The sequence below is a fragment of the Microbacterium allomyrinae genome (assembly GCF_020682705.1).
Classification (GTDB): Bacteria; Actinomycetota; Actinomycetes; order Actinomycetales; family Microbacteriaceae; genus Microbacterium; species Microbacterium allomyrinae.
Window position 1 is genome coordinate 442678 of sequence record NZ_JAGTTN010000003.1, and the last position, 21800, is coordinate 464477.

18 protein-coding genes and 1 pseudogene are annotated in these 21800 nt (G+C 70.3%); 5 read left to right on the forward strand and 14 right to left on the reverse strand.

What is annotated here, in order from left to right; all coding sequences use genetic code 11:
- Positions 1-30: 30 nt before the first annotated feature.
- The 4 genes from KEC57_RS11845 to purL form a co-directional block, all read right to left on the reverse strand.
- A complete protein-coding gene (locus tag KEC57_RS11845) occupies positions 31-840 on the reverse strand; it encodes a hypothetical protein (protein ID WP_229384818.1) in 810 nt (269 codons plus the stop codon).
- 83 nt (positions 841-923) lie between these two features.
- Positions 924-1100 carry a hypothetical protein gene (locus KEC57_RS11850; protein WP_229384819.1) on the reverse strand — a complete coding sequence of 59 codons (177 nt, stop codon included), beginning with the start codon at positions 1098-1100 and terminating at the stop codon, positions 924-926.
- A gap of 37 nt (positions 1101-1137) precedes the next feature.
- Positions 1138-1275 (reverse strand): hypothetical protein, encoded by a 138-nt coding sequence (locus tag KEC57_RS11855; protein WP_229384820.1) that lies wholly within the window; start codon positions 1273-1275, stop codon positions 1138-1140.
- 10 nt (positions 1276-1285) lie between these two features.
- Positions 1286-3619, reverse strand: a complete 2334-nt coding sequence (gene purL / locus KEC57_RS11860; RefSeq protein WP_229384821.1) for a phosphoribosylformylglycinamidine synthase subunit PurL — start codon at positions 3617-3619, stop codon at positions 1286-1288.
- 146 nt (positions 3620-3765) lie between these two features.
- Between purL and KEC57_RS11865 the strand changes: the two genes are divergently transcribed.
- Both KEC57_RS11865 and KEC57_RS11870 read left to right on the forward strand, forming a co-directional pair.
- Positions 3766-4182, forward strand: a complete 417-nt coding sequence (locus KEC57_RS11865; protein WP_229384822.1) for an ArsR/SmtB family transcription factor — start codon at positions 3766-3768, stop codon at positions 4180-4182.
- A 1-nt stretch (position 4183) separates the two neighbouring features.
- A complete protein-coding gene (locus tag KEC57_RS11870) occupies positions 4184-5164 on the forward strand; it encodes an SRPBCC family protein (RefSeq protein WP_229384823.1) in 981 nt (326 codons plus the stop codon).
- Positions 5165-5226: 62 nt separating this feature from the next.
- On the opposite strand, the gene KEC57_RS11875 is transcribed toward KEC57_RS11870, so the two are convergent.
- Entirely contained in the window at positions 5227-6345 is a 1119-nt protein-coding gene (locus KEC57_RS11875; protein ID WP_372457042.1) for a fatty acid desaturase family protein, read from the reverse strand.
- A 197-nt stretch (positions 6346-6542) separates the two neighbouring features.
- On the opposite strand from KEC57_RS11875, the gene KEC57_RS11880 reads away from it, so the two are divergent.
- Positions 6543-7448, forward strand: coding sequence for a TerC family protein (locus KEC57_RS11880; protein WP_229384824.1), 906 nt, complete (start codon positions 6543-6545; stop codon positions 7446-7448).
- 139 nt (positions 7449-7587) lie between these two features.
- Here the strand turns inward: KEC57_RS11880 and KEC57_RS11885 are convergent, their stop codons facing one another.
- From KEC57_RS11885 to KEC57_RS11910, 6 genes and pseudogenes are all read right to left on the reverse strand, one after another.
- Positions 7588-8547: a hypothetical protein gene (locus KEC57_RS11885; protein WP_229384825.1), complete on the reverse strand. Its 960-nt coding sequence runs from the start codon at positions 8545-8547 to the stop codon at positions 7588-7590.
- Positions 8548-8920: 373 nt separating this feature from the next.
- Positions 8921-9598, reverse strand: coding sequence for a response regulator (locus KEC57_RS11890; RefSeq protein ID WP_229384826.1), 678 nt, complete (start codon positions 9596-9598; stop codon positions 8921-8923).
- Positions 9595-11085, reverse strand: a pseudogene (locus tag KEC57_RS11895) (sensor histidine kinase); the annotation flags it as partial. The gene KEC57_RS11890 and the pseudogene KEC57_RS11895, both read right to left, overlap by 4 nt.
- A 281-nt stretch (positions 11086-11366) precedes the next feature.
- Positions 11367-11819, reverse strand: coding sequence for a Fe-S cluster assembly sulfur transfer protein SufU (gene sufU, locus KEC57_RS11900; protein WP_229384827.1), 453 nt, complete (start codon positions 11817-11819; stop codon positions 11367-11369).
- The gene (locus tag KEC57_RS11905; RefSeq protein WP_229384828.1) at positions 11816-13135 is read right to left on the reverse strand and encodes a SufS family cysteine desulfurase; all 1320 of its coding nucleotides are present in this window, start codon (positions 13133-13135) and stop codon (positions 11816-11818) included. The genes sufU and KEC57_RS11905 overlap by 4 nt, the downstream gene beginning before the upstream one ends.
- 399 nt (positions 13136-13534) lie before the next feature.
- Positions 13535-15700 (reverse strand): APC family permease, encoded by a 2166-nt coding sequence (locus tag KEC57_RS11910; RefSeq protein WP_229384829.1) that lies wholly within the window; start codon positions 15698-15700, stop codon positions 13535-13537.
- 98 nt (positions 15701-15798) lie between these two features.
- Between KEC57_RS11910 and KEC57_RS11915 the strand changes: the two genes are divergently transcribed.
- Entirely contained in the window at positions 15799-16896 is a 1098-nt protein-coding gene (locus KEC57_RS11915) for a VanZ family protein (protein ID WP_229384830.1), read from the forward strand.
- Between the two features lie 23 nt (positions 16897-16919).
- Here the strand turns inward: KEC57_RS11915 and KEC57_RS11920 are convergent, their stop codons facing one another.
- From KEC57_RS11920 to KEC57_RS11930, 3 genes are all read right to left on the reverse strand, one after another.
- Positions 16920-18149 (reverse strand): amidohydrolase, encoded by a 1230-nt coding sequence (locus KEC57_RS11920; RefSeq protein ID WP_229384831.1) that lies wholly within the window; start codon positions 18147-18149, stop codon positions 16920-16922.
- 77 nt (positions 18150-18226) lie between these two features.
- Positions 18227-19246, reverse strand: coding sequence for a LacI family DNA-binding transcriptional regulator (locus KEC57_RS11925; protein ID WP_229384832.1), 1020 nt, complete (start codon positions 19244-19246; stop codon positions 18227-18229).
- Positions 19247-19402: 156 nt separating this feature from the next.
- Positions 19403-21085 (reverse strand): glycoside hydrolase family 13 protein, encoded by a 1683-nt coding sequence (locus tag KEC57_RS11930; protein WP_229384833.1) that lies wholly within the window; start codon positions 21083-21085, stop codon positions 19403-19405.
- Positions 21086-21192: 107 nt separating this feature from the next.
- On the opposite strand from KEC57_RS11930, the gene KEC57_RS11935 reads away from it, so the two are divergent.
- The gene (locus KEC57_RS11935; RefSeq protein ID WP_229384834.1) at positions 21193-21711 is read left to right on the forward strand and encodes an adenine phosphoribosyltransferase; all 519 of its coding nucleotides are present in this window, start codon (positions 21193-21195) and stop codon (positions 21709-21711) included.
- Positions 21712-21800: the final 89 nt, after the last annotated feature.

Here is a 21800-nt window from a genome sequence, read left to right on the forward strand (position 1 = left end):
TAACGGTGGTGCGGCGGGCGTGCGCGGGGCTCAGGGCGCCCTGTCAGCCGGCGGTTCGCTCTCGCGCGGCGACTGGACGCGCGACAGCAGCGAGGGGAGCCGTTCGGCGAGGTCGGCCAGAGCCGTGGCGGCCGCCGATATCGTCGCCGCGGTCGACGCCACGGCGGGCGAGCCCGCGGGAGCGCCGTGCACCCCGGCCTGCCGTTCGGCGTCGAGGAGAGCGGTCTCGAGCGCGCGCACCGCGACGCGGTACTCGGCGAACTGCTCGGGGGTCACGCGGTCGCGGAGCAGCGGTCGCCGCACCAGCGCCTCGCGCTGCGCCCGCAGGAAGACGACAGTCGCGGGATGGCGCGTATCGGTCATCTGCGGGAAGGCCAGCGCCTTGTCGACATCGGTCTCGTACGAGAGCCACCGGGCGTTGACGGCGTCGTGCACGGCCGAGAGGCGGTCGATCGGGAGCGGCGTTCCGGATGCCGCGGCGCGGTACTGCGAGTACCCCGCCTTCACACGCGAACGGCTCGCGCGCAGCTCCAGCGACGCGGACTTCTCCCCTTGCTTCGCGGCCTGCAGTTCGCGTCGGGCATCTGCCGCCGGCGTCGCGGCGGCCGCGGCCCCGCGCGACTTCGCCGAGAGCACGTCTGCCTGAGCGGTGCGCACCCGCGCCTTCGCGGCGACGAGTGCACGGTAGGCGAGGGACTCCTCATGCCGGGCGGCGTCGAGCTCGAGCCGTCGGGCACGGCGGGTGCGGGTCGTCAGGCCGGCATAGGTCGCCGCTCCGGCGCCGACGGCTGCCGGAGCGATCCACCACCAGCCGGTCAGCACGACCAGGATCGGCTCCACCCTGCAATGCTAACCGCGTGCGGCCGAATCGGCTCGGGGTTCGGTGACCCGACCCGCGGGCGCAAGTGCCAGGGGCGGGAGCGTCAGACGCCGCCGATCTCCATCGACCCGCCGCCGCGGCGGCGATCGGTGGCCTCGTACACGGGGATTCCGGGGCCTTCTCCGGGTTCGCCGGGACGCGCCCGGCGTGATTCGTAGGTCTCGACCTCGGGGCGGAAGAACCGCCTGACCCGGATCCAGATCGACCGCTTCTCGCTCATGAGAGCCTCCTGGTGCGAGGCTACCCCACCGGCGCGGTCAGCCGAAGAGGAGCGCGAAGACGGTGGCGCCGCCGCCGACCAGGATGAGAGCGACGATCGTCACCCACGCGGTGATCTTGACACGCCGCTGACGGGTGTCGTTGAAACCGCTGTACTCGTCCTCTTCGGCAGCCATACGAGCAATCCTAGGCGGCGGGTTCCGACACCGTCGCGCCGAACGCGGCGGGCAGCGTCGAGGTCGACAGGTCGCGCAGCTCGGCGAGCGGCACCGTGAAGACGCCCTGCACCTCGAGTGCGGGGGCGTCGCCGTCGGCGGCGGAGTCGGTCACGCCGATGCGCAGCACCGGGTAGCCGCGGCCTTCGCAGAGCCCGCGGAACTTCACATCGTCTTCGCGCGGCACCGTGACGATCACGCGGCCGGTGGACTCCGAGAACAGCGCGGTGGCGGCATCCACCCCGTCGCGCTCCTGGATCTCGTTCAGCCACACACGCGCGCCGATGCCGAAGCGCATGACCGACTCGGCGAGGGACTGCGCCAGACCGCCGGACGAGAGGTCGTGCGCCGACGAGATGAGCGACTGCTGGGAACCGGCGTGGATGAGGTCGGCGAGCTTCTTCTCCTGGCCGAGGTCGACGGCCGGAGGGCGACCGCCGAGGTGGCCGTGGATCGTGCCCGCCCACTGCGAGCCCGACAGCTCGGTCGACGTCACACCCAGCAGGTAGATGTTCTCGCCGGGATCCTGCCAGCCGGACGGGATGCGGTGCGCGACGTCGTCGATGATGCCCAGAACGCCGACCACGGGGGTCGGGAAGATCGGCTGGTCGCCGGTCTGGTTGTAGAACGAGACATTGCCGCCCGTGACGGGCACGCCCAGCTCGAGGCATCCGTCCGACAGGCCGTCGACGGCCTGCGAGAACTGCCACATGACCTCGGGGTTCTCGGGCGAGCCGAAGTTGAGGCAGTCGGTGACCGCGGTCGGCACCGCGCCCGTGACGGCGACGTTGCGGTACGCCTCGGCGAGGGCGAGCTTCGCACCCTGGTACGGGTCGAGCTGGCAGTAGCGGCTGTTGCAGTCGGTCGCGATCGCGAAACCGAGGCCGGAGTGCTCGTCGACGCGGATCATGCCGGCGTCGTCGGGGAAGGACAGCGCCGTGTTGCCCATGACGTAGTAGTCGTACTGGTTGGTCACCCACGCCGTGTCGGCGAGGTTCGGGCTCGCGACCAGCTGCGTGAACTGGCGGCGGAGCGTATCGGGGTCGAGATCGCGGGGAAGAGCGGATGCCGAGTCCTCGCGGAGAGCGTCGATCCAGGTCGGGTACGCCACGGGGCGCTCATAGACCGGGCCGTCGACCGCGACCGTCGACGGGTCGACGTTCACGATCTCTTCGCCGTGCCAGAAGATCTGGAGGCGCCCATCGCCGGTGACCTCGCCGAGGACGCTCGTCTCGACATCCCACTTGCCGACCACGGCGAGGAAGGCATCGAGCTTCTCGGGAGCCACGATCGCCATCATGCGCTCCTGGCTCTCGCTCATCAGGATCTCTTCGGGCGTGAGCGTGGGGTCGCGCAGCAGCACGTTCTCGAGGTCGACGCGCATGCCCGAGCCGCCGTTGGCCGCGAGCTCGGATGTCGCGCACGAGATTCCGGCGGCACCGAGGTCCTGGATGGCCTCGACGAGCTCGCCCTGGTAGAGCTCCAGGCAGCACTCGATGAGCACCTTCTCGGCGAACGGGTCGCCGACCTGCACCGCGGGGCGCTTGGTCGGGCCGCCGTCGGCGAACGTGTCGGAGGCGAGGATGGATGCCCCGCCGATGCCGTCGCCGCCGGTGCGCGCGCCGAACAGCACGACCTTGTTGCCGGCACCGGTCGCGTTGGCGAGCTTGAGGTCCTCGTGGCGGAGGACCCCGACCGCGAGGGCATTGACGAGCGGGTTGCCCTGGTACACCGAGTCGAACACGGTCTCGCCGCCGATGTTGGGCAGGCCCAGGCAGTTGCCGTAGAACGAGATGCCGCTCGTCACGCCGTGCACGACGCGGGCGGTGTCGGGGTGGTCGATCGCGCCGAAGCGGAGCTGGTCCATGATCGCGACCGGGCGTGCGCCCATCGAGATGATGTCGCGGACGATGCCGCCCACGCCCGTCGCGGCGCCCTGGAACGGCTCGATGTAGCTCGGGTGGTTGTGCGACTCGACCTTGAAGGTGACCGCCCAGCCCTCGCCGATGTCGACGACGCCGGCGTTCTGGCCCATGCCCACCATGAGGCGGGTCTTCATCTCGTCGGAGACCTTCTCGCCGAACTTGCGGAGGTAGATCTTGCTCGACTTGTAGGAGCAGTGCTCGCTCCACATCACCGAGTACATCGCCAGCTCGCCCGAGGTGGGGCGGCGGCCGAGGATCTCGCGGATCTTGTCGTACTCGTCGGGCTTGAGTCCGAGCGCCGCGTACGGCTGCTCCTTCTCAGGGGTGGCCTCGGCGTTCGAGACGGTGTCGGCGAGGCTGTGCGAAGCGGGGGTGGTCACGCGGCTGAACTCCAGAGAACGAGGGATGCCGGACCGCTCAATCCTACTTGGCCCGATCGGTTCCGGTCGGGCGCCTCGGAACGGGACTCCGGCGAGGTCGACGAGACGGTTGACATCGGGGCGCGGCATCCGTAATCTACAACCAAATGGTTGTAGAAATTGGGCTCACAGATGACGAGATCGATCGCGTGTTCCACGCGCTCGCCACGGCGACGCGGCGAGACATCCTGCGCCGCACGATCGAGCACGAGCAGTCCGTCTCGTCGCTGGCCCGCGAGTACGACATGTCGTTCGCTGCCGTGCAGAAGCACGTCGCGGTCCTGGAGGCCGCGCACCTCATCGTCAAGCGCGCCGAAGGCCGCGAGCGACTCGTCCGAGCGGACCCGGCGATGATCGCCCGGGCCCGCGCGCTGCTCGCGCGGTACGAGGAGCTCTGGCGCTCCCGCATCGACCGGCTCGACGCGCTGCTCGCCGAGCCGGCCGCACCCGGCCCCGCCGAGGCATCCGGAACCACCCCCGCGACAACCGAACGACCCGACAGCACCGACACAGAAGGAGTATGAGATGCCCGTCACCGATGTCACCACCGATCCCGAAGCGCTCACCATGACGCTCACGGCGGAGTTCGCCGCACCCGTCGAGCGGCTGTGGGACGCCTTCACCGACCCGCGCCAGTTGGAGCGATTCTGGGGCCCTCCCGGGTGGCCTGCCACGTTCACGACCTTCGACCTCGAGCCGGGCGGCCGCGCGATCTACCACATGACCAGCCCGCAGGGTGAGAAGTCGTACGGGTCGTGGGAGTTCCTCTCCGTGACGGCGCCCACCGGCTTCGAGGTTCTCGACGCGTTCGCGGACGAACACGGCACGCCGAACGCCGATCTGCCGGTGTCGCGCATGGTGTTCAGCTTCGACGCCGCCCCCGGCGGCTCCCAGCTGAGCAATGTCACGCACTTCTCCTCCGCCGAGGCGCTCGAGCAGGTCGTCGGGATGGGCATGGTGGAGGGCGCGACGATGGCCATGAACCAGCTCGACCGGGTGCTGCAGGGCCTGCGCGAATACGCGGGCGGCAAGGGGACCCAGACCGAGATCCTCGACGACACCCACGTGCGGATCACCCGCCTCATCGACGGACCGATCGACCTCGTGTGGCGCGCCCACCAGGAGCCCGAGCTGCTCGAGAAATGGATGCTCGGCCCCGACGGCTGGCGCCTGGCGGTCTGCGAGGTCGACCCCGCCGTCGGCGGTCGCTACCGCTATGTGTGGGAGCCCACCGACCCGGCGCACGGCGAGGGATTCGGGTTCGAGGGCGAGACCCTGCTGTCGGAGGCGCCGCGCCGTGCCGTCACGACCGAGCACATGACCGGCACCGAGTATCCGTCCACGCTCAACGACCTCACCCTGTACGAAGAGGACGGCGCGACGCTCATCACGTTGCTGATCGAGTACCCCGACAAGGACACGCGCGACATGGTCCTCGCCACCGGCATGACCGAGGGCATGGAGACCAGCTATGCGCGCCTGGAGGGTGTGCTCGCCGCGGTGTGAGAGGCCGGGACGCGTGCAGAAAGGGGGACGGATGCCGGCGGCATCCGTCCCCCTTCACGCATTCAGACGCTGCGGAACCTGTTGACCATCGGGCAGTCGAACGGGTCGCGGGCGGCGAGGCCGACCCGGTTGAGGTAGGCGATGACGATGCCGTACGACTGCAGCAGGCCGGTCTCGGTGTAGGGCACGCCGCGCGTGCGGCACTGCTCCATCACGATGCTGCGCGCCTGCGAGAGGTACGGGCGGGCCATGCTCGGGAACAGGTGGTGCTCGACCTGGTAGTTCAGGCCGCCCATGAGCGCGGTGGCCCACCAGCCGCCACGGATGTTGCGCGAGGTGCGCACCTGCTTGGAGAAGAAGTCGAGCTTCGCGTCGGGCGCGATGATCGGCATGCCCTTGTGGTTCGGCGCGAACGAGGCTCCCATGTACACGCCGAAGACGGCCAGCTGCACACCGATGAACGCGAAGGCCATGCCGATCGGCAGCAGCAGGAAGATCGGCGTGAGGTACAGCGCGAACCGAAGCGCGATCAGGCTCAGCTCGACCCAGCGGCCCTTGACCTCGTCGTCGCGGGAGAGGAGGTGCTTCAGCCCCTGGAAGTGCAGGTTGAGTCCCTCGAGAGTGAGCAGCGGGAAGAACAGCCAGCCCTGCTTGCGGGTGATCAGCGCGCCGAGGCGGTTCACCTTCGCGGCGTCCTCTTCGAGGAAGCGGATCGTGTCGACCTCGATGTCGGGATCCTTGCCGACGCGGTTGGGGTTCGCGTGGTGGCGGTTGTGCTTGGCATTCCACCAGGAGAGGCTGATGCCTACGATCCCGGCGGCGAGGATTCGTCCGAGGCGGTCGTTCGCGGGCCCCGAGGCGAGGATCTGGCGGTGGGCCGCCTCATGGGCGAGGAACGCGACCTGGGTGAACAGAATGCCCAGGGCGCCCGCCATGAGCAGCTGGTACCAGGTGTCGCCGAGCAGGATGAATCCGGTGATCACCCCGCCGAACGCCAGGAGGATCGCGACGCCGACGAGGGCGTAGAACCACTCCGCGCGGCGCAGCAGACCGGTCTCGCGAACGACCTGCGACACCTCGGTGTACGCACGGGCGACCGGCGGGAAGGTCTCGGCACTCGCGTAGGTCTGGCGGATGGGGCCCAGGCGGGCCTGCGATGCGACTGCGGTGACGGTGGCGATGATCGCACCTACTCTGGGTCGGATGCCGGCCGCCTGGCCGACGCGGAGCCACAGGCGGGTGCCGATCGCTACGGCCTACACTACGCATGCCCATATGGCGCTGCCGGCATGGATCAGGGCTTTCGGAGGGCTCTGCCAGCCGCCGTACGGCAGTTCCCGATCCCCGGTCCGGCCGCCGCCCCGCCTACGATGACTTCGTGGACTTCTCCTTCGCCTTCACGCCCGATCTGATCGCCGTGTTCCTGACGCTGTTCGTGCTGGAAGTGGTGCTGGGGGTCGACAACGTGATCTTCATCTCGATCCTCGCCTCGAAGCTCCCGAAGGAGCAGCAGGCGAGGGCGCGCAACCTCGGCCTCACGCTCGCGATGCTCATCCGTGTGGTGCTCGTGCTTTTCGCGGGTTGGATCATCACGCTCAAGGAGGACATCTTCGTCCTGTGGGGCTTCGGGTTCTCGTGGAAGGACCTCATCCTCATCGCGGGCGGTCTGTTCCTCGTCTACAAGGCCGTCACCGAGATCCACCACAAGCTCGAGGGCGCCGAGGAGGAGCACGGGTCGGGCAAGAAGATCGCGCAGGTGACCTTCGCCTCGGTGATCACGCAGATCCTGCTGCTCGACATCGTGTTCTCGCTCGATTCCGTCATCACCGCCGTCGGCATGACCGAGAACCTGGTCGTCATCATCACGGTCGTCGTGCTGTCGTTCGGCATCATGCTCTTCGCGTCGCGGTTCATCTTCACGTTCGTGAACAAGCATCCGACGGTCAAGATGCTCGCACTGTCGTTCCTCCTCCTCATCGGCGTGTTCCTCGTCGCCGAGGGCTTCGGAGTCCACATCGACAAGGCCCTCATCTACGCGCCGATGGCGTTCGCGATCATCGTCGAGGCGCTGAACCTCGCGTACGCCGCCCGCAAGGCCAAGCGCGAGAACATCCGTCAGCAGGCAGTGCAGCTGCGCCCGCAGTACCCCGACGTCGACGAGTCGGTGGCCGTCGCCGCGGCGCTGTCGGGTGGGGCGAGCGGCGGCTCGGTCGGCCTGTCGAGCAAGCCCGTGGCGGGGGATGCCGCGCCCGGCGCCGACGAGGAGCGCCACGGGCTCGGCTGAGCCCGGGCTGCAGCATCCGTCCCCTTCGTCGTCGCTTCTGGTACGTGCGCCAATTTCCTGCGAGTGCGGCGTCGCGCGACGCCGCACTCGCAGGAAACTGCCGCACAGCCCGCACAGACCGCGCTGACGGATGCTCGGCTCAGCGTCCGGGACGCGGCATCGAAGTCGGCAGGCCGGCGCCGTGGAGGATGTCATAGAGCTGCCGCGGTGCCTTGAGCGCCGGCACGCGCCAGCGGGAGAAGGCTGACACCTGACGACGCAGATCGTCCTCTCGGTCCTTCTCGTCGAGCAGCACCTGCTCGGGAGCGCGCCCCTTTCGCAGGGCGGGATCGCGGTACTTTCCGGCGCCGTCGAACTCGCCGATGTGCCGATGCTCCCGCCAGAAGAAGTCCGTGAACGCGTCACGTCCGTTGCTCAAGACGAAGCGCGCCTGAAGCTCGGGTGCCGGAAAGCCCATCGCCGAGATGAGCACCCTGCTCTCCGACTCGCGCACGCTGTCGGCCAGAGAGGATGCGAAATCAGCCGCCCGCACGGCACGCCCGGCTCCGCGGCCGGTGCGGGAGTGAGCAGCCTCGACCAGTGCGCCGCTCGCCACGAGCGCTCCGCCCGTGCGGCGGTTCCAGAGAGCCTGATCCACCACCGCGACCGCCTCGACGAAGCGCAGCGCCGCCGCCAGGTCGACGGCGGTCTGCAGCGGCGTCGCCACGCGGTGTCGGCCCCACGACCAGGTCTCGACGTCGTCGATGCGGGTGTGGCGGCGGATGCCTCCGCTCGAGCGCCCGCCCGAGGCATCCGCGATGCTCAGGTCGATCGCCGCCGGCCAGCGCCCCAGGATGTCGATGCCGTGCAGCGCTGCCGCCGCCCAGTGCGAGTAGACCTGTTCGGACCTCGCCCGCGCTCCGGACTCCCAGACGAGCTGTGCATGGCGGGCCATCGGCGTGAGCCGCTCCCACTCGCGGCGGTCGGTGTAGACGCCAGGCGCGATGCGGGTGATGTCGCCGCGCGTGATCCGCGCGCGCAGACGCCGGTCGTTCACGGGTTCGCCGTCGTTCTCGCGTCGGCGGAACACGGTCGTCAGCGGGGAATCGAGGAGCCACATGGGTCGAGCCTGCGGCCTCGATGGCGCAGACTCGCGGCCGGTTCGGCGCTCGGTGGACAGGTCCACCCGGGGTGGTCTTGTGGAGGACTCGTGCGGCAGTTTCCTGCGAGTGCGCCGTCGCGCGACGCAGCGCTCGCAGGAAAGTGCCGCACAAGCATCCGACCACGCCCGCACAAGCTTCCGCCGCACAAGCATCCGACCGTCGAGCGACGCAGCATTCGCAGGAACTGCCGCACTCGCAGGGAGGCATAGGGCGCCGGAGCACGGGCCTGGCACACACCGGCCCGCACCACGGGCCCGCACCAGGGGCCCGCATCAGGGCCGGGGGCCGGGCCGGCAGAACGGCCCGGCACCAGGGGCCAGCAGCCGGGTGTCAGGCGCCGAGCACGAGGCGGTAGCCCATGCCGGCCTCGGTGAGCAGGTGCGCGGGGCGCGCCGGGTCGCGCTCGAGCTTCTTGCGCAGCTGCGAGAGGTAGAGCCGCAGGTACCCGGTATCGGTCACCTGCTCCGTGCCCCAGATGTCCTTGAGCAGTGCCTGGCGCGTCACGAGCGACCCGGGATTGCGCACGAGCGCCTCGAGGATGCGCCACTCGGTGGGCGTCAGGTGCACGCGCTCGCCGCTTCGCGTGACCGAGGTCGCCGCGAGGTCGACCGTCACGTCGCCGAAGGTCACGACGGGATCATCGGATGCCGAGACCGCACGTCGCGACAGCGCCCGAAGTCGCGCGAGCAGCTCGTCGATCTGGAACGGCTTCGTGACGAAGTCGTCGGCTCCGGCATCCAGCGCCTCCACCTTGTCGGCGGACCCGGTGCGACCAGACACGACGATGATCGGGATACTCGTCCAGCCGCGGAGTGCGTGGATGACCTGCACGCCGTCGAGCCGCGGCATCCCGAGATCGAGCACCACGATGTCGGGGCGGCGGCTCGCCGCGAGAGTGATGGCGGCGGCGCCGTCGGGCGCCGCGATGACCTCGTATCCGTGCGCGGCGAGGGTGATGCGCAGGGCGCGCACCAGCTGCGGATCGTCGTCGGCGATGAGCACCTTCACGACGGGTCGCCCTTCGGCGCGATAGTGCCGGATGCCGCCGCCCGCGGCAGCGCGATGACCATGGTGAGTCCGCCCCCGGGGGTGGTCTCGGGGGTGAGGGTGCCGCCCATGCCTTCGGTGAATCCCTTCGACAGGGCGAGTCCGAGCCCCAGGCCCGTGCCGTTGTCGGTGTCGCCGAGACGCTGGAACGGCGCGAACATGTCATCGTGGCGCTCGGGTGCGATTCCGGGACCGTGGTCGATGACGCGCAGCTGGATCGCCTCGCGGACGGATGCCGCCGACACTCTGACCCGCGAGTCCGAGGGAGCGTGGCGCACGGCGTTCGCGAGCACGTTGACCACGACACGCTGCAGCAGCACGGCGTCGGCGAGCATCGGTCCGAGGTCGGGGTCGAGGTCGAGCTCGACGCCGTCGGGGCCGGCGCCCAGCTCGTCCACTGCGGCCAGCACGACATCCGCGACGTCGACGGGGGACAGCGATACCGCGAGGACGCCGGCCTGCACGCGGCTGACATCGAGCAGGTCGGTGACCAGCGTCGACAGCGTCGTCAGCGACTCGTCGGCGGTCTCGAGCAGCTCGGCGGTGTCATCGGGCGAGAGTCCCGCACCGGCCGCGCGCAGACCGCCGACCGCGGCCACTGCGGCAGCGAGAGGGCGTCGCAGGTCGTGGCTCACCGCCGACAGCAGGGCGGCACGGACGCGATCCGTCTCGGCGAGCACATCGGCCGCGCGGGCGCTCTCGGCGAGTTCGGAGCGCTCCAGCGCCGCTCCGAGCTGGGCGACCACGACCTCCAGCAGGCGCCGCTCCGAGGCATCCAGATTCCCGCCGTGCAATTCGAGATTCGCGACCGGTGTGCGGGCGGTGCCGTGCCCGATCGGCACCGTGATCACGCGCCCGTCGGGGACGGGTTCGCCGTCGGTCGCGAGCACCGTGCCGTCGGCGGCGACCAGGCGCACGCCGGTCATGCCGAACGCCTCGCGGGCCTTCGAGACCAGGGTGGGAGCCGCACTCTCGCCGCGTAGGACGCTTCCGGCGACAGCGGTGAGCAGCTCCGCCTCGGCGGCGGCGCGCGACGCGGCCCGCTCGCGCCGGGCCGCCTGATCGACGATGTAGCTCACCAGCATCGCGATCACGACGTAGAGGAACAGCGCCCAGAGGTGCAGGGGGTCGGCGATCGCGACCTGGAACTGCGGCGCCACGAACAGGTAGTCGAGCGTGAGGCCCGAGAGCACCGCGGCGAACACGGCCGGCCAGATGCCGCCGATGAGCGCAACGATCACGACCAGCAGCTGGAAGGCCAGCACTTCGGACGTGATCGACTCGGGGGTGCGCACCGAGTACAGCAGCCAGGTGAGGAGGGGACCGCCGATGATCGCCACCGCGAAGCCGAGAGCCACGCGGCGTCGAGTGAGTGCTCCGCCCGTCATGCGGGGGAGAACGCGAAGAGTGCCGGTCGCGGGCCGGCTCGAGGCCTGCACGCCTGAATCCTAGATCGACGGATGCCTCGTCCCGGCGTTCAGGGGCGCGCCCTCACGGAATCCATGCGGGGCGCGCGAGCCCTAAGACCTCCGTCCGCGGTGCGGATCGCCCGTGGGCGGAGGTACGGGATCTCCACACCGGCCGCACACAGGTCGCCCCGCCTCCCGAGACCGCGGTCGCTCCCGCTCCGTCGCCGGGACGAGCAGCTCGCGCTCGGTGCCGGCGCCACGATCGTCGGCGGGGTGCGGGTACGACCGCCTCTCCGAGCGCGGGCGGTCGTGCGCTGCGGTCAGGCGCGGGCGGCGGCGTCTTCGAACGCGACCCACGCGAGCATCGCGCACTTGACCCGAGCGGTGAACTTCGACACGCCCGAGAGGGCAGCGGCATCGCCGAAGACCTCTTCGTCGAGCGGGATCTCGCCGCGGGAGCGCAGCGCTTCGCGGAATCCGTCGACGAGAGCGGATGCCTCGACCCGCGGCATCCCGCCCTCTTCGGCGATGAGCGCCGCGAGCATCGACGCCGAGGCCTGCGAGATCGAGCAGCCGGCGCCGTCCCACGTGACACTCTGCACCGTCTCGCCATCGTCGGAGAGGCGCACGCGCAGCGTGATCTCGTCACCGCAGATCGGGTTGCGCTGGTAGGAGGTCGCAGAGCGGCCCTCCTCCTCGGCGAGGCCCTTGCCCTGCGGGCGCTTCGAGTGGTCGAGGATCAGCTCCTGATAGAGCGATTCGAGGCCGCTCATGATCCGGCTCCGAAGAACGACCGCACACCCGACAGCGCGTCGAGGAAGGTGTCGACATCGGCGTCGGTGTTGTAGATCGCCGATGAGGCGCGCACCGAGGCGGTCAGTCCGAACCGGCGGTGCAGCGGCTGGGCGCAGTGATGCCCGACGCGCACCGCGACGCCCCGTGCGTCGAGGAACTGCCCGACATCGTGCGCGTGGACGCCGTCGACATCGAACGCCCACAGGCCGACGCGCTCGGGGCTGCCGGTCGCTGCGCCGTTCCCGGTCGCTGCGCCCGTCGCGGCGTCGCCGAGCAGCCGGATGCCGGGGATCGAGCGCAGGCCTGCGCCCATGCGGGCCTCGAGCGCCTTCTCGTGCGCGTGCACCGCATCCATGCCGACCCCGTCGAGGTAGCGCACCGCGGCGGCCAGGGCGATGGCCTGCGACACCGGCTGCGTGCCCGCCTCGAACCGCTGCGGCGGCGGCAGATACTGCGCTTCGTCGAGGGTGACCGTGGTGATCATCGAGCCGCCGGTGAGGAACGGCGGAAGTGCCTCGAGCACCTCGGAGCGCCCGTAGAGTCCGCCGATCCCGTAGGGGCCCAGCATCTTGTGACCCGAGAACACAGCGAGATCGACGCCGAGCGCCGGCAGATCGAGGGGCAGGTGGGGTGCGGACTGGCACGCGTCGAGCACGGTCAGCGCACCGACCGCCCGCGCGAGCGCGACGAGCTCGACGACCGGATTGACGATCCCCAGCACGTTCGAGACGTGGGTGAAGGCGACGACACGCGTGCGCTCCGTGATCAGGGCGGCCGCGGCATCCGTATCGAGGGTCCCGTCGTCGTGGACGGGGATGTGCCGCAGGATCGCGCCCGTTCGTGCGGCGAGCTCCTGCCACGGGATGAGGTTCGCGTGGTGCTCGGTCTCGGTGACGACGATCTCGTCGCCCGGACGCAGGGCGAAGCCGGCACTCGCCGGAGCGCCGCGGCCGACCGAGGCGTTGCCGATCGAGTAGGCGACGAGGTTGAGGCCGGCCGTCGCTCCGCTCGTCCACACCAGCTGTTCGGGCCTGGCGCCGACGAAGCCCGCGACCGTGAGGCGCGCGTCCTCGAACAGTTCGGTGGCCTCGGCCGCGAGCGTGTGCGCACCGCGGTGCACCGCGGAGTTCGCATGCGTGAGGAACGAGATCTCGGCGTCGAGCACCGCCTGCGGCTTCTGGCTCGTCGCCCCCGAGTCGAGATACACCAGGGGCTGTCCGTTCACCTTCTCGCCGAGCAGCGGGAAGTCCGCGCGGATCGCGGCGAGATCGAGGACAGCGGCAGGAGAACTCACCCTTCCAGGCTACGCGGGATGCCGCGCTCCGGGGCGGTTGCGACGGACGCGGGGGCGTGCCGGCTGCGGGGCTGCGGGGCCCGCTTCTCCGCGAACGGGTCTGCCCCGGGGCGGCCGTGTCACTTTGGGGCGGGGGATTCCCGTCCCGGGGTGGTGAATCCGCCCCGGGGCGGGCGGCGGCGCGGGGCTGCGGCGCGGGCGGGGGCGCGGGGCTGCGGGGGCCCGTTCCTCCGCGGACGGGTCTGCCCCGGGGCGGCCGTGTCACCTTGGGGCCGGGGATTCCCGCCCCGGGGCGGTGAATAAGCCCCGGGGCGGGCGGCGGCGCGGGCGGGGCGGGCGGCGCGGGCGGGGCGGGCTGCGGCGCGGGCGCGCGGGCGACAGCAGGAACCCGTGCCCCGGCTAGACCTTCGCAGGATCGGATGCCTCGGCCCCGGCCCCGGCCCCGGCACTCGGGTCCGTCGAGGGCTGCCCGGCGGTGCCGTCCGCCACGGGAGGCCCGGCGGGACGCGACGCGCGGCGCCCATGACGTTCGATGGGCGGCGCCGGGCGTCCGGCGCGTTCGTCGCCGGGGAGTGGGCGGGATCGGCGGCCGTAGATGAGCTCGGTGGAGTCGAGCAGCCAGGGGACGAGGGTGATGGAGACGCCGTGCACGAGCATCAGCTGCTGCGCGATGCGCCGCGAGCGGCGGTTGTGCAGCAGCGATTCCCACCAGTGTCCGACGATGTATTGCGGCAGATAGACGGTGACGACCGCAGAGCCGTGCTGCTCGCGGTACTTCTTGATGAACTTCGCGACCGGGGAGGCGTAGGACCGGTACGGCGAATCGATGATCACGAGCTTCACCGGGATCCGGTGCTCGTCCCACTGCCGCTGCAGCTCGGCCACCTCCTCCTCGCTGACGGCCACGTGGACGGCGATGGTCTTGTCGTGCCGGGCGGCGAGGGCGTAGTCGATGGCCTTGATCACGGGCTTCTGCAGGCGGTTGACGAGAATGATCGCGAGGTCGCCCTCCGCTCCGAAATGCGTGGTGTCGTCGACGCGGATCTCGTGCTCGACGTCGCGGTAGTAGCGGCTCACGCCGATCATGAGCACGGCGAGCACAGGGATCGCGATGAACACCAGCCAGGCGCCGTGCGTGAACTTCGTGACCGTCACGATCACGAGCACGAACACGGTCATCGCGGCACCGACCGCGTTGATGACGAGGCCGCGGTACGCGGAGCGGCGCTCGGCGATCACGGATGCCGAGGCCGCGGCATCCGTCGACGTCTTCGGCAGGTTCCGCAGGATCCTCCGCCAATGGCGCACCATGCCGATCTGGCCCAGGGAGAACGACACGAAGACGCCGATGATGTACAGCTGGATCAGCGTCGTCAGGTTCGCGCGATAGACGATCAGCACGATGATCGCGGCGATGCCGAGCAGGATCATGCCGTTGGAGAACACCAGCCGGTCGCCCCGGGTGTTCATCGCCTTCGGCGCGTAGCCGTCGCGGGCGAGGACGGCGCCGAGCAGCGGAAAGCCGTTGAATGCGGTGTTGGCGGCGAGCAGCAGCACGCACGCGGTCGCCGCCTGGATGATGAAGAACGGGATGGAGCCCAGCCCGAACGTGGCGCCCGCGACCTGCGCCATCAGGCTCGGCTGCGGCTGGGAGCAGTCGAAGCCGATGAGGTGGCACGCGTTCTCGGCGTAGTGCACCCCCGAGATGAGGGCCACCGCGGTCAGTCCCGCGAAGAGAAGGATCGCGATGCCGCCCATCAGGGTCAGGGTCGACTGGGCATTGCGCACCTTGGGTCTGCGGAACGCGGGCACGCCGTTCGAGACGGCTTCGACGCCGGTCAGCGCCGAACAGCCCGACGAGAACGCCCGCAGCACCAGCAGGATCATCGCGGCCTGGGTGAGCTCCTCGCCCTGCACGCCGAACTCGGCGCTCGAGGCGACGGGCGGGTCGCCCATCGCCGTGCGTGCGAGCGCGACGACGATCATGACGGCCACCGAGCCGATGAACACGTAGGTCGGGATCGCGAAGGCGAACGATGCCTCGCGAACCCCTCGCAGGTTCACGATGATGATGAGGATGACGAAGCCGACGGCCAGTTCGATGCGGGCGGGGTTGAGCTCGGGGATCGCCGAGATGATGTTGTCGACGCCCGACGCCACCGAGACGGCCACTGTCAGCACGTAGTCGACGAGCAGGGCGGATGCCACGACCACGCCCGGCACTTCGCCGAGGTTGGTGCGCGCCACCTCGTAGTCACCCCCGCCCGACGGATAGGCCTTGATCAGCTGGCGATAGCTGACGACGACCACGATGAGCAGCAGCACGACGCCGCTCGCGACCCACGGGCTGAGCGCCAGGAACGCCGTGCCGCCGATCAGCAGGATCATGAGAAGCTCCTGCGGCGCGTACGCGACGGAGCTCAGCGCATCGGACGCGAAGATCGGCAGCGCACGCCGTTTCGGCAGCAGCTGGTCGTCCATCTTCTCGGAGGTGAGCGGGTCGCCGAGGATGAGGCGCTTCGCCCGGGGCGGCGCGTCGTTCGGCTCGCGGCTTTCGTAGGTCACGGCGGCCGATGTTACGCGCGGCGCGGACCCGGTGAGGGCCGGGGTGCGGCATCCTCACGAAATCCATGCGACTCGCCTCTCTCTGCGAAAATCAGGGCGTGGGCGACCAGGTGATCCTCGGCGCGCTCGCCGTCACCCTGGGGGTGGCCGTGGGCGTGCTGCTCTTCGTGCCGTTCGTCGCGCTCAGCTACCGGCGAAGCGGTGGATTCGGGTTCCGACGGTTCGTCGTGTGGGGCGCGGCGCTCGTCTATGCGATGGCGCTGTGGACCTACACCCTGCTGCCGCTGCCCGACCCCGACGCGCTGCGCTGCGCGGGGACGGGCCTGGACCCGTTCGCGTTCGTCGACGATGTGCGGGCGGCGCTCGGCCGATCGAGCGAGCCGCTGCGGGATCCGGCCGTCCTCCAGCTGCTGCTGAACGTGCTGCTGTTCGTGCCGCTGGGATTCTTCGTGCGCGTGCTCTGGGGACGCGGCATCGTCATCGCGCTCGCCGTGGGACTGGGGATGTCGGCGCTCGTCGAGACCACGCAGCTCACCGGAGTCTGGGGCATCTACCCGTGCGCCTACCGGGTGTTCGACGTCGACGATCTGCTGACGAACACGCTGGGGGCCGTCATCGGCTCGATGGTCGCTCTGGCGGTGCCGCGACGGCACTGGGGCGTGCCGAAGTTCGTCGACGCCGAGCAGCCGACGCCGATCACGCGGAGCCGGCGCTTCCTCGTGATGCTCTGCGACGTGATCGGAGCGTGGCTGACGGCGGCCGCGGTCGCGCTCGTGTTCCAGCTCGCGCTCTACGCTCTCGGGGCCGACGCCGCAGTGAGAGACGGATCGGCCGCGAACGTCGTCGGCGACGCCGTGTCGATCGCGGTCTGGTTCGTGGTGGTGCTCGCCACCGGGCGCAGCGTGGGCGATCTCGCGGTGCAGCTGCGGTACACCGGCGGCCCGCTGCCCGCGACGCTCGCGCGAACCCTCCGATTCGCCGGCGGCATCGGCGGCTACCTCGTGCTGTCCGCGCTCCCCGGCGCATGGGGCCTGGTCGCTGCGGCGTTCGCGGTGTCGTCGGTGGGTGTCATGCTCACCACGCCCGATCGCCGGGGGTTGCCGGGGATCGTCTCCGGGCAGCGGCTCATCGATGCCCGCGACCTGCGCGAGACGGATGCCGCGAACCCGCGCCCGCCCGCCGGGCCCGGTCGGTGAGCGGGCGGTCGCGGAGGACGGGGCTATGCGCTCGCGGGAGCGCCCAGGAACTCGCGCGCAGCAACGACCAGGGCGTCCACGCCACGGCTCAGCGTGGGCTGCAGCACCGGCGCGAAGAACGGGGAGTGGTTGGTGGGGATGTCGCGCTCGAGCGTTCCGGTGGCCTCGGCCGCTGCGAACGCCGCCGGGTCGACGCCACCCCAGAACCAGAAGACGAGAGGCGCGCCGGCTTCGCGGGCGAACCACGAGACGTCCTCGCTGCCGGTGAACATGCCCGGGTCGATCACCGTGCCGGCGCCGAACGCGGTGTCGAAGGCTTCGATGAGGCGTGTCGTCGCGGCGGCATCGTTGATCGTCGGCGGGAGCGAGTGGTCGGTGACGATGACCGGCGGCTCCTCGGCGCCCGACGCCTGCGCCTCGGCGCGGACGATGCGTTCGACCTTCTCGAGCACGACCGCGCGGGCCGCGTCATCGGGGTACCGCAGGCTCAGCTCGAGCTTCGCCTCGGCGGGGATGATGTTGTTCTTGAGTCCGGCGTGGATCGATCCCACCGTGACCACGGCAACGTCGCGCGGGTCGACCTCGCGCGACACGATCGTCTGCAGCCGCATGACGGTGGCCGCAGCCATGACGATCGGGTCGATCGTCGCCTGCGGGCGCGAGCCGTGGCCGCCTCGACCCAGCAGGGTGACGGTGAGGCCGTCGGATGCCGCCATCTGGGTGCCGCTGCGTACGCCGATCGTGCCGGCGGGCAGGGGTGTGACGTGCTGGCCCAGCACGATGTCGGGCGTGGGGAACCGGTCGAGCACACCGTCGGCGATCATCGCCTGCGACCCCGCGCCGTACTCCTCGGCGGGCTGGAAGACCGCGACGACGGTGCCGGACCACTGATCCTTGGTCGCCACCAGGCGCTCGAGGGCGCCCAGCAGCGCGGACACGTGCATGTCGTGCCCGCACGCGTGCATCACGGGCACGTCGGTGCCCGACGGGTCGGTGCCGCGCGCCGTGCTCGCGTACTCGAGTCCCGTCTGCTCGGGAACGGGGAGGGCATCCATGTCGGCACGCAGCCAGACGACGGGCCCCTCGCCGTTCTCGATCGCAGCGGCGACGCCCGTCTTGCCGATGCCCTCTTCGAAATCGATGCCGAGATCAGCCAGATGTGTCGTGATGACCCCCGCTGTCCGCGTCTCCTGGAACGACAGTTCCGGATGCCGATGCAGGTCGATGTAGAGCGCTTCGAGGTCGATGGTCATGACGTCGAGCCTATCCGCGGGTCTGTCGGTCGACGTCCGGGGCGCCCTGCGATCAGGAAGGCGAGGAAGGAATAGCGTCAGTCGATGAGGCGGGCGGTCGAGCCGCGCACGATGAGCTCGTACGGCAGTTCGCCCGGCCGGTGCGTCGGCGCCTCGGCCTCGGAAGACTCCAGTTCCGCAAGGATGGCGTCGGCTGCGCGTTCGCCCTGCCCGAGCGGAAACTGGTCGACCGTGGTGAGACGGAAGAACTCGCCGAGCTCGTGGCCGTCGATGCCGACCACCGAGAGGTCCTCGGGGACGCGATAACCGAGTTCGCGGGCGGCGAGCAGAGCGCCGATGGCCATCTCGTCGGATGCCGCGAAGATCGCGGTGGGGCGTCCGCCGGGCTTGCCGAGCAGTTGCTTCGCGGCTCGGAAGCCACCTTCGATGGTGAAGTCCGCGGGCTCGAACAGCGACGGCTTCACCGTGATGCCGGCGTCGGCCAGCGCGAGTTCGAAGCCCTGCCGTCGATGCGTCGGAATGTGGAAGTCGATGTCGAACTCGGGGCTCGCGCCGATGTGGGCGATCTCGCGGTGGCCCAGCGCGAGCAGGTGCTCGGTGGCCAGACGGGCGACGGCGATATCGTCGACCGTCAGGGTGGTGAGTCTCGGGTTCGGTCCGCCGATCGCGATGACGGGCAGATCGAGTTCGAGCAGGCGCTCGGTCTCTTCCTCGCCCAGCTCCAGCGATATCGCGATGACGCCGTCGACGCGCTGACGGCGCAGGAACGTGTCGAACACGTCATGGCGCGCCGTGCGGTCGGCGGTGAGGCTGTAGAGGGTGATGTCGTACCCGCGCTGCATGAGCGCGGAGGCGATGCCGCTGAGCACAGTGGAGAAGAACCAGCGGTCGAGGAACGGCACGAGCACGCCGATGTTGCGTGTTCGCCCCGAGGCGAGACTCGACGCCGACGCCGAGACCACATAGCCGAGGCTCTTCGCTGCCGCTTCGACCTTCGTCTTCGCGGCGACCGAGACGTGGCCGCGACCGCTCAGCGCGCGAGAGACCGTCGCCGTCGAGACGCCCGCCGTGCGGGCAACTTCATCGATGCCGACCACGTGTCCTCCTTTTACAGCCATCGGGCCCCAGCCCCGTCATCCGGCGGGCCTGCGACCGACGGACCGCCGGTCGGAGGTCGTTCGCGCGGCGGACGGAACCGCCCGCCGCGCGAGGCTCACTGCTGAGCCCCTTCCCGGCACGCGGCCGGGTCGGGTTCAGTCGTTCGCCAACCAGACCGTGGTGTCGACCGGGAGTTCACCGCCGGTGACGGTGCCGCTCGATGCGATCACGATACCGTCCGGAAGCGCCACGGGGGTGGAGCCGAGGTTCGCGACTACGGTCACGTGTCCGTTGCGGAAGGCCACGACGTCTGAGCCCAGGCCGTCGACCCATTCGAGCGAGCCCGCGCCGAGGGCGCGTGCGCGGCGTTCGGCGAGCAGCGACCGGTACAGCGAGAGCGTCGATGCGGGATCGGCGGCCTGCGCGTCGCGGGCGAACGTCGCCCATTCCTCGGGCTGGGGAAGCCACGACGCGCCGGCCGGGCTGAAGCCGTAGGCGGGGGCATCCGCCTGCCACGGAATCGGCACGCGGCAGCCGTCGCGGCCATAACGCTCACCCTCGGTGCGGAACCAGGTGGGATCCTGACGAGCGTCGCCGGGGATGTCGATGACCTCGGGAAGCCCGAGCTCCTCACCCTGGTAGAGGTACGCGGAGCCGGGGAGCGCGAGCATGAGCGTCGTCGCGGCGCGCGCGCGGCGCAGGCCCACCTCGGGGATCGGCTTGCCGGGCGAGTCGGGACCGATGCCGTGACCCTGAGGGTTCTCGGCGGTCAGCGCGAGGCGCGACGCATGGCGCACGACGTCATGGTTCGACAGCACCCAGGTGCTCGGTGCGCCGACCGACGAGAACGCGCGGAGCGACTCGGCGATGACCTCGTGAAGGTCAGCCGCGTTCCACTCGGTCATCAGGTACGGGAAGTTGAACGCCTGGTGCATCTCGTCGGAGCGCACCCACAGGGCCGTCTTGTCGGCGGTGGGCAGCCAGGCCTCGGCCGCGAGGGCACGGTCGCCCTCGTACTCCTCGAGGATCTTGCGCCAGTCGCGGTAGACCTCGTGCACGCCCTCCTGGCCCCAATACGGCACGTTCGCCTCTTCGCCGCCCATCGAGCCGGCTTCGGGGTCGGGCACGTAGTCGGGCAGGCCCTCAGCCTTGATGAGGCCGTGTGCCACGTCGACACGGAAGCCGTCGACGCCGCGGTCGAGCCAGAACCGCAGGATGCGGCGGAACTCTTCGCGCACCTCTTCGTTCGACCAGTCGAAGTCGGGCTGCGAAGGGTCGAACAGGTGCAGGTACCACTGGCCGGGCCGGCCGTCGGGCTCGACGACACGGGTCCAGGCAGGACCGCCGAACACGGACTCCCAGTTGTTCGGGGGGAGCTCGCCGTTCTCGCCGGAGCCGTCGCGGAACATGTAGCGTCCGCGCTCGGCGCTGCCCGGCGCGGCGGCGAGGGCGAGCTGGAACCACGCGTGCTGATCGGACGAGTGGTTGGGCACCAGATCGACGATCACGCGGATGCGGCGGTCATGTGCCGCACCGAGCATCGCGTCGAAGTCGGACAGGGTGCCGAACAGCGGGTCGACGTCGCAGTAGTCGCTGACGTCATAGCCGGCGTCCTTCTGCGGCGACCGCTGGAAGGGGCTCAGCCAGATGGCGTCCACGCCGAGGTCGGCGAGCGAGTCGAGGCGCGAGGTGATGCCGGGCAGATCGCCGATTCCGTCGCCCGACGCATCCGCGAAGGAGCGGGGGTAGATCTGGTAGATGACGGCGGTGCGCCACCACTCGGCGGCTGCAGGGGCGAGGGGCGCGGCGGTGCGCTCGGCGGTGTCAGCGGAAGTCATCCGACTAGCCTACTGCAAGCGCTTACAGCACGGCGTTCCGATAGACGAATCGTTGTGGATAGAGAGAGCCGGACAGCGATCTGCCGGGGCGGCATTACTGTGAGAAAGTGCCGTCTGACGCCCTGATCCGTGCCGAATCCCTCATCCGGACGATCCCGGACTACCCCGAGCCGGGTGTGCTGTTCCGCGACATCACGCCGCTGCTGGCGGATGCGACGGCGTTGCGCGCGGTCATCCACGCGATGATCGCCCCGTTCGAGGGCGATTTCGACGTGGTGGCGGGCATCGAGGCGCGCGGGTTCCTGCTCGCCGGCGCAGTCGCCATGGAGGCTGGCGTCGGGCTGGTGCCGATTCGCAAGGCTGGCAAGCTGCCGCGGCCGGCGGCATCCGTCTCCTACGCGCTCGAGTACGGCACGGCGACGATCGAGGCGCACGACGACATCGTCGACGGCACGCGCGTGCTGCTCGTCGACGACGTGCTCGCCACCGGCGGCACGCTGGTCGCCGGCCACGAACTGGTCGCCGCGCTCGGTGGAGATGTCGTCGGCACCGCGGTGCTCATGGAACTGCCGGCGCTGGGCGGCCGCGCGATTGTCGGTGACGTGCACTCGGTATTCCTCGGGTGAAGGCTGGGGACACAGCGCCCGACTCGGGTGTCGCCTGAGCGAGAACCGTGCCGCGTGGAGGTCCTGAGAACGATTCCATGGTGCAGGAC

Coding starts and splice junctions, on each gene's coding strand:
- KEC57_RS11850 (WP_229384819.1), bottom strand. CDS start 1,100: ATGAGCGAGAAGCGGTCGATCTGGATCCGGGTCAGGCGGTTCTTCCGC.
- KEC57_RS11855 (WP_229384820.1), bottom strand. CDS start 1,275: ATGGCTGCCGAAGAGGACGAGTACAGCGGTTTCAACGACACCCGTCAG.
- KEC57_RS11865 (WP_229384822.1), top strand. CDS start 3,766: ATGGTTGTAGAAATTGGGCTCACAGATGACGAGATCGATCGCGTGTTC.
- KEC57_RS11870 (WP_229384823.1), top strand. CDS start 4,184: ATGCCCGTCACCGATGTCACCACCGATCCCGAAGCGCTCACCATGACG.
- KEC57_RS11885 (WP_229384825.1), bottom strand. CDS start 8,547: ATGTGGCTCCTCGATTCCCCGCTGACGACCGTGTTCCGCCGACGCGAG.
- sufU (WP_229384827.1), bottom strand. CDS start 11,819: ATGAGCGGCCTCGAATCGCTCTATCAGGAGCTGATCCTCGACCACTCG.
- KEC57_RS11920 (WP_229384831.1), bottom strand. CDS start 18,149: ATGACCATCGACCTCGAAGCGCTCTACATCGACCTGCATCGGCATCCG.
- KEC57_RS11930 (WP_229384833.1), bottom strand. CDS start 21,085: ATGACTTCCGCTGACACCGCCGAGCGCACCGCCGCGCCCCTCGCCCCT.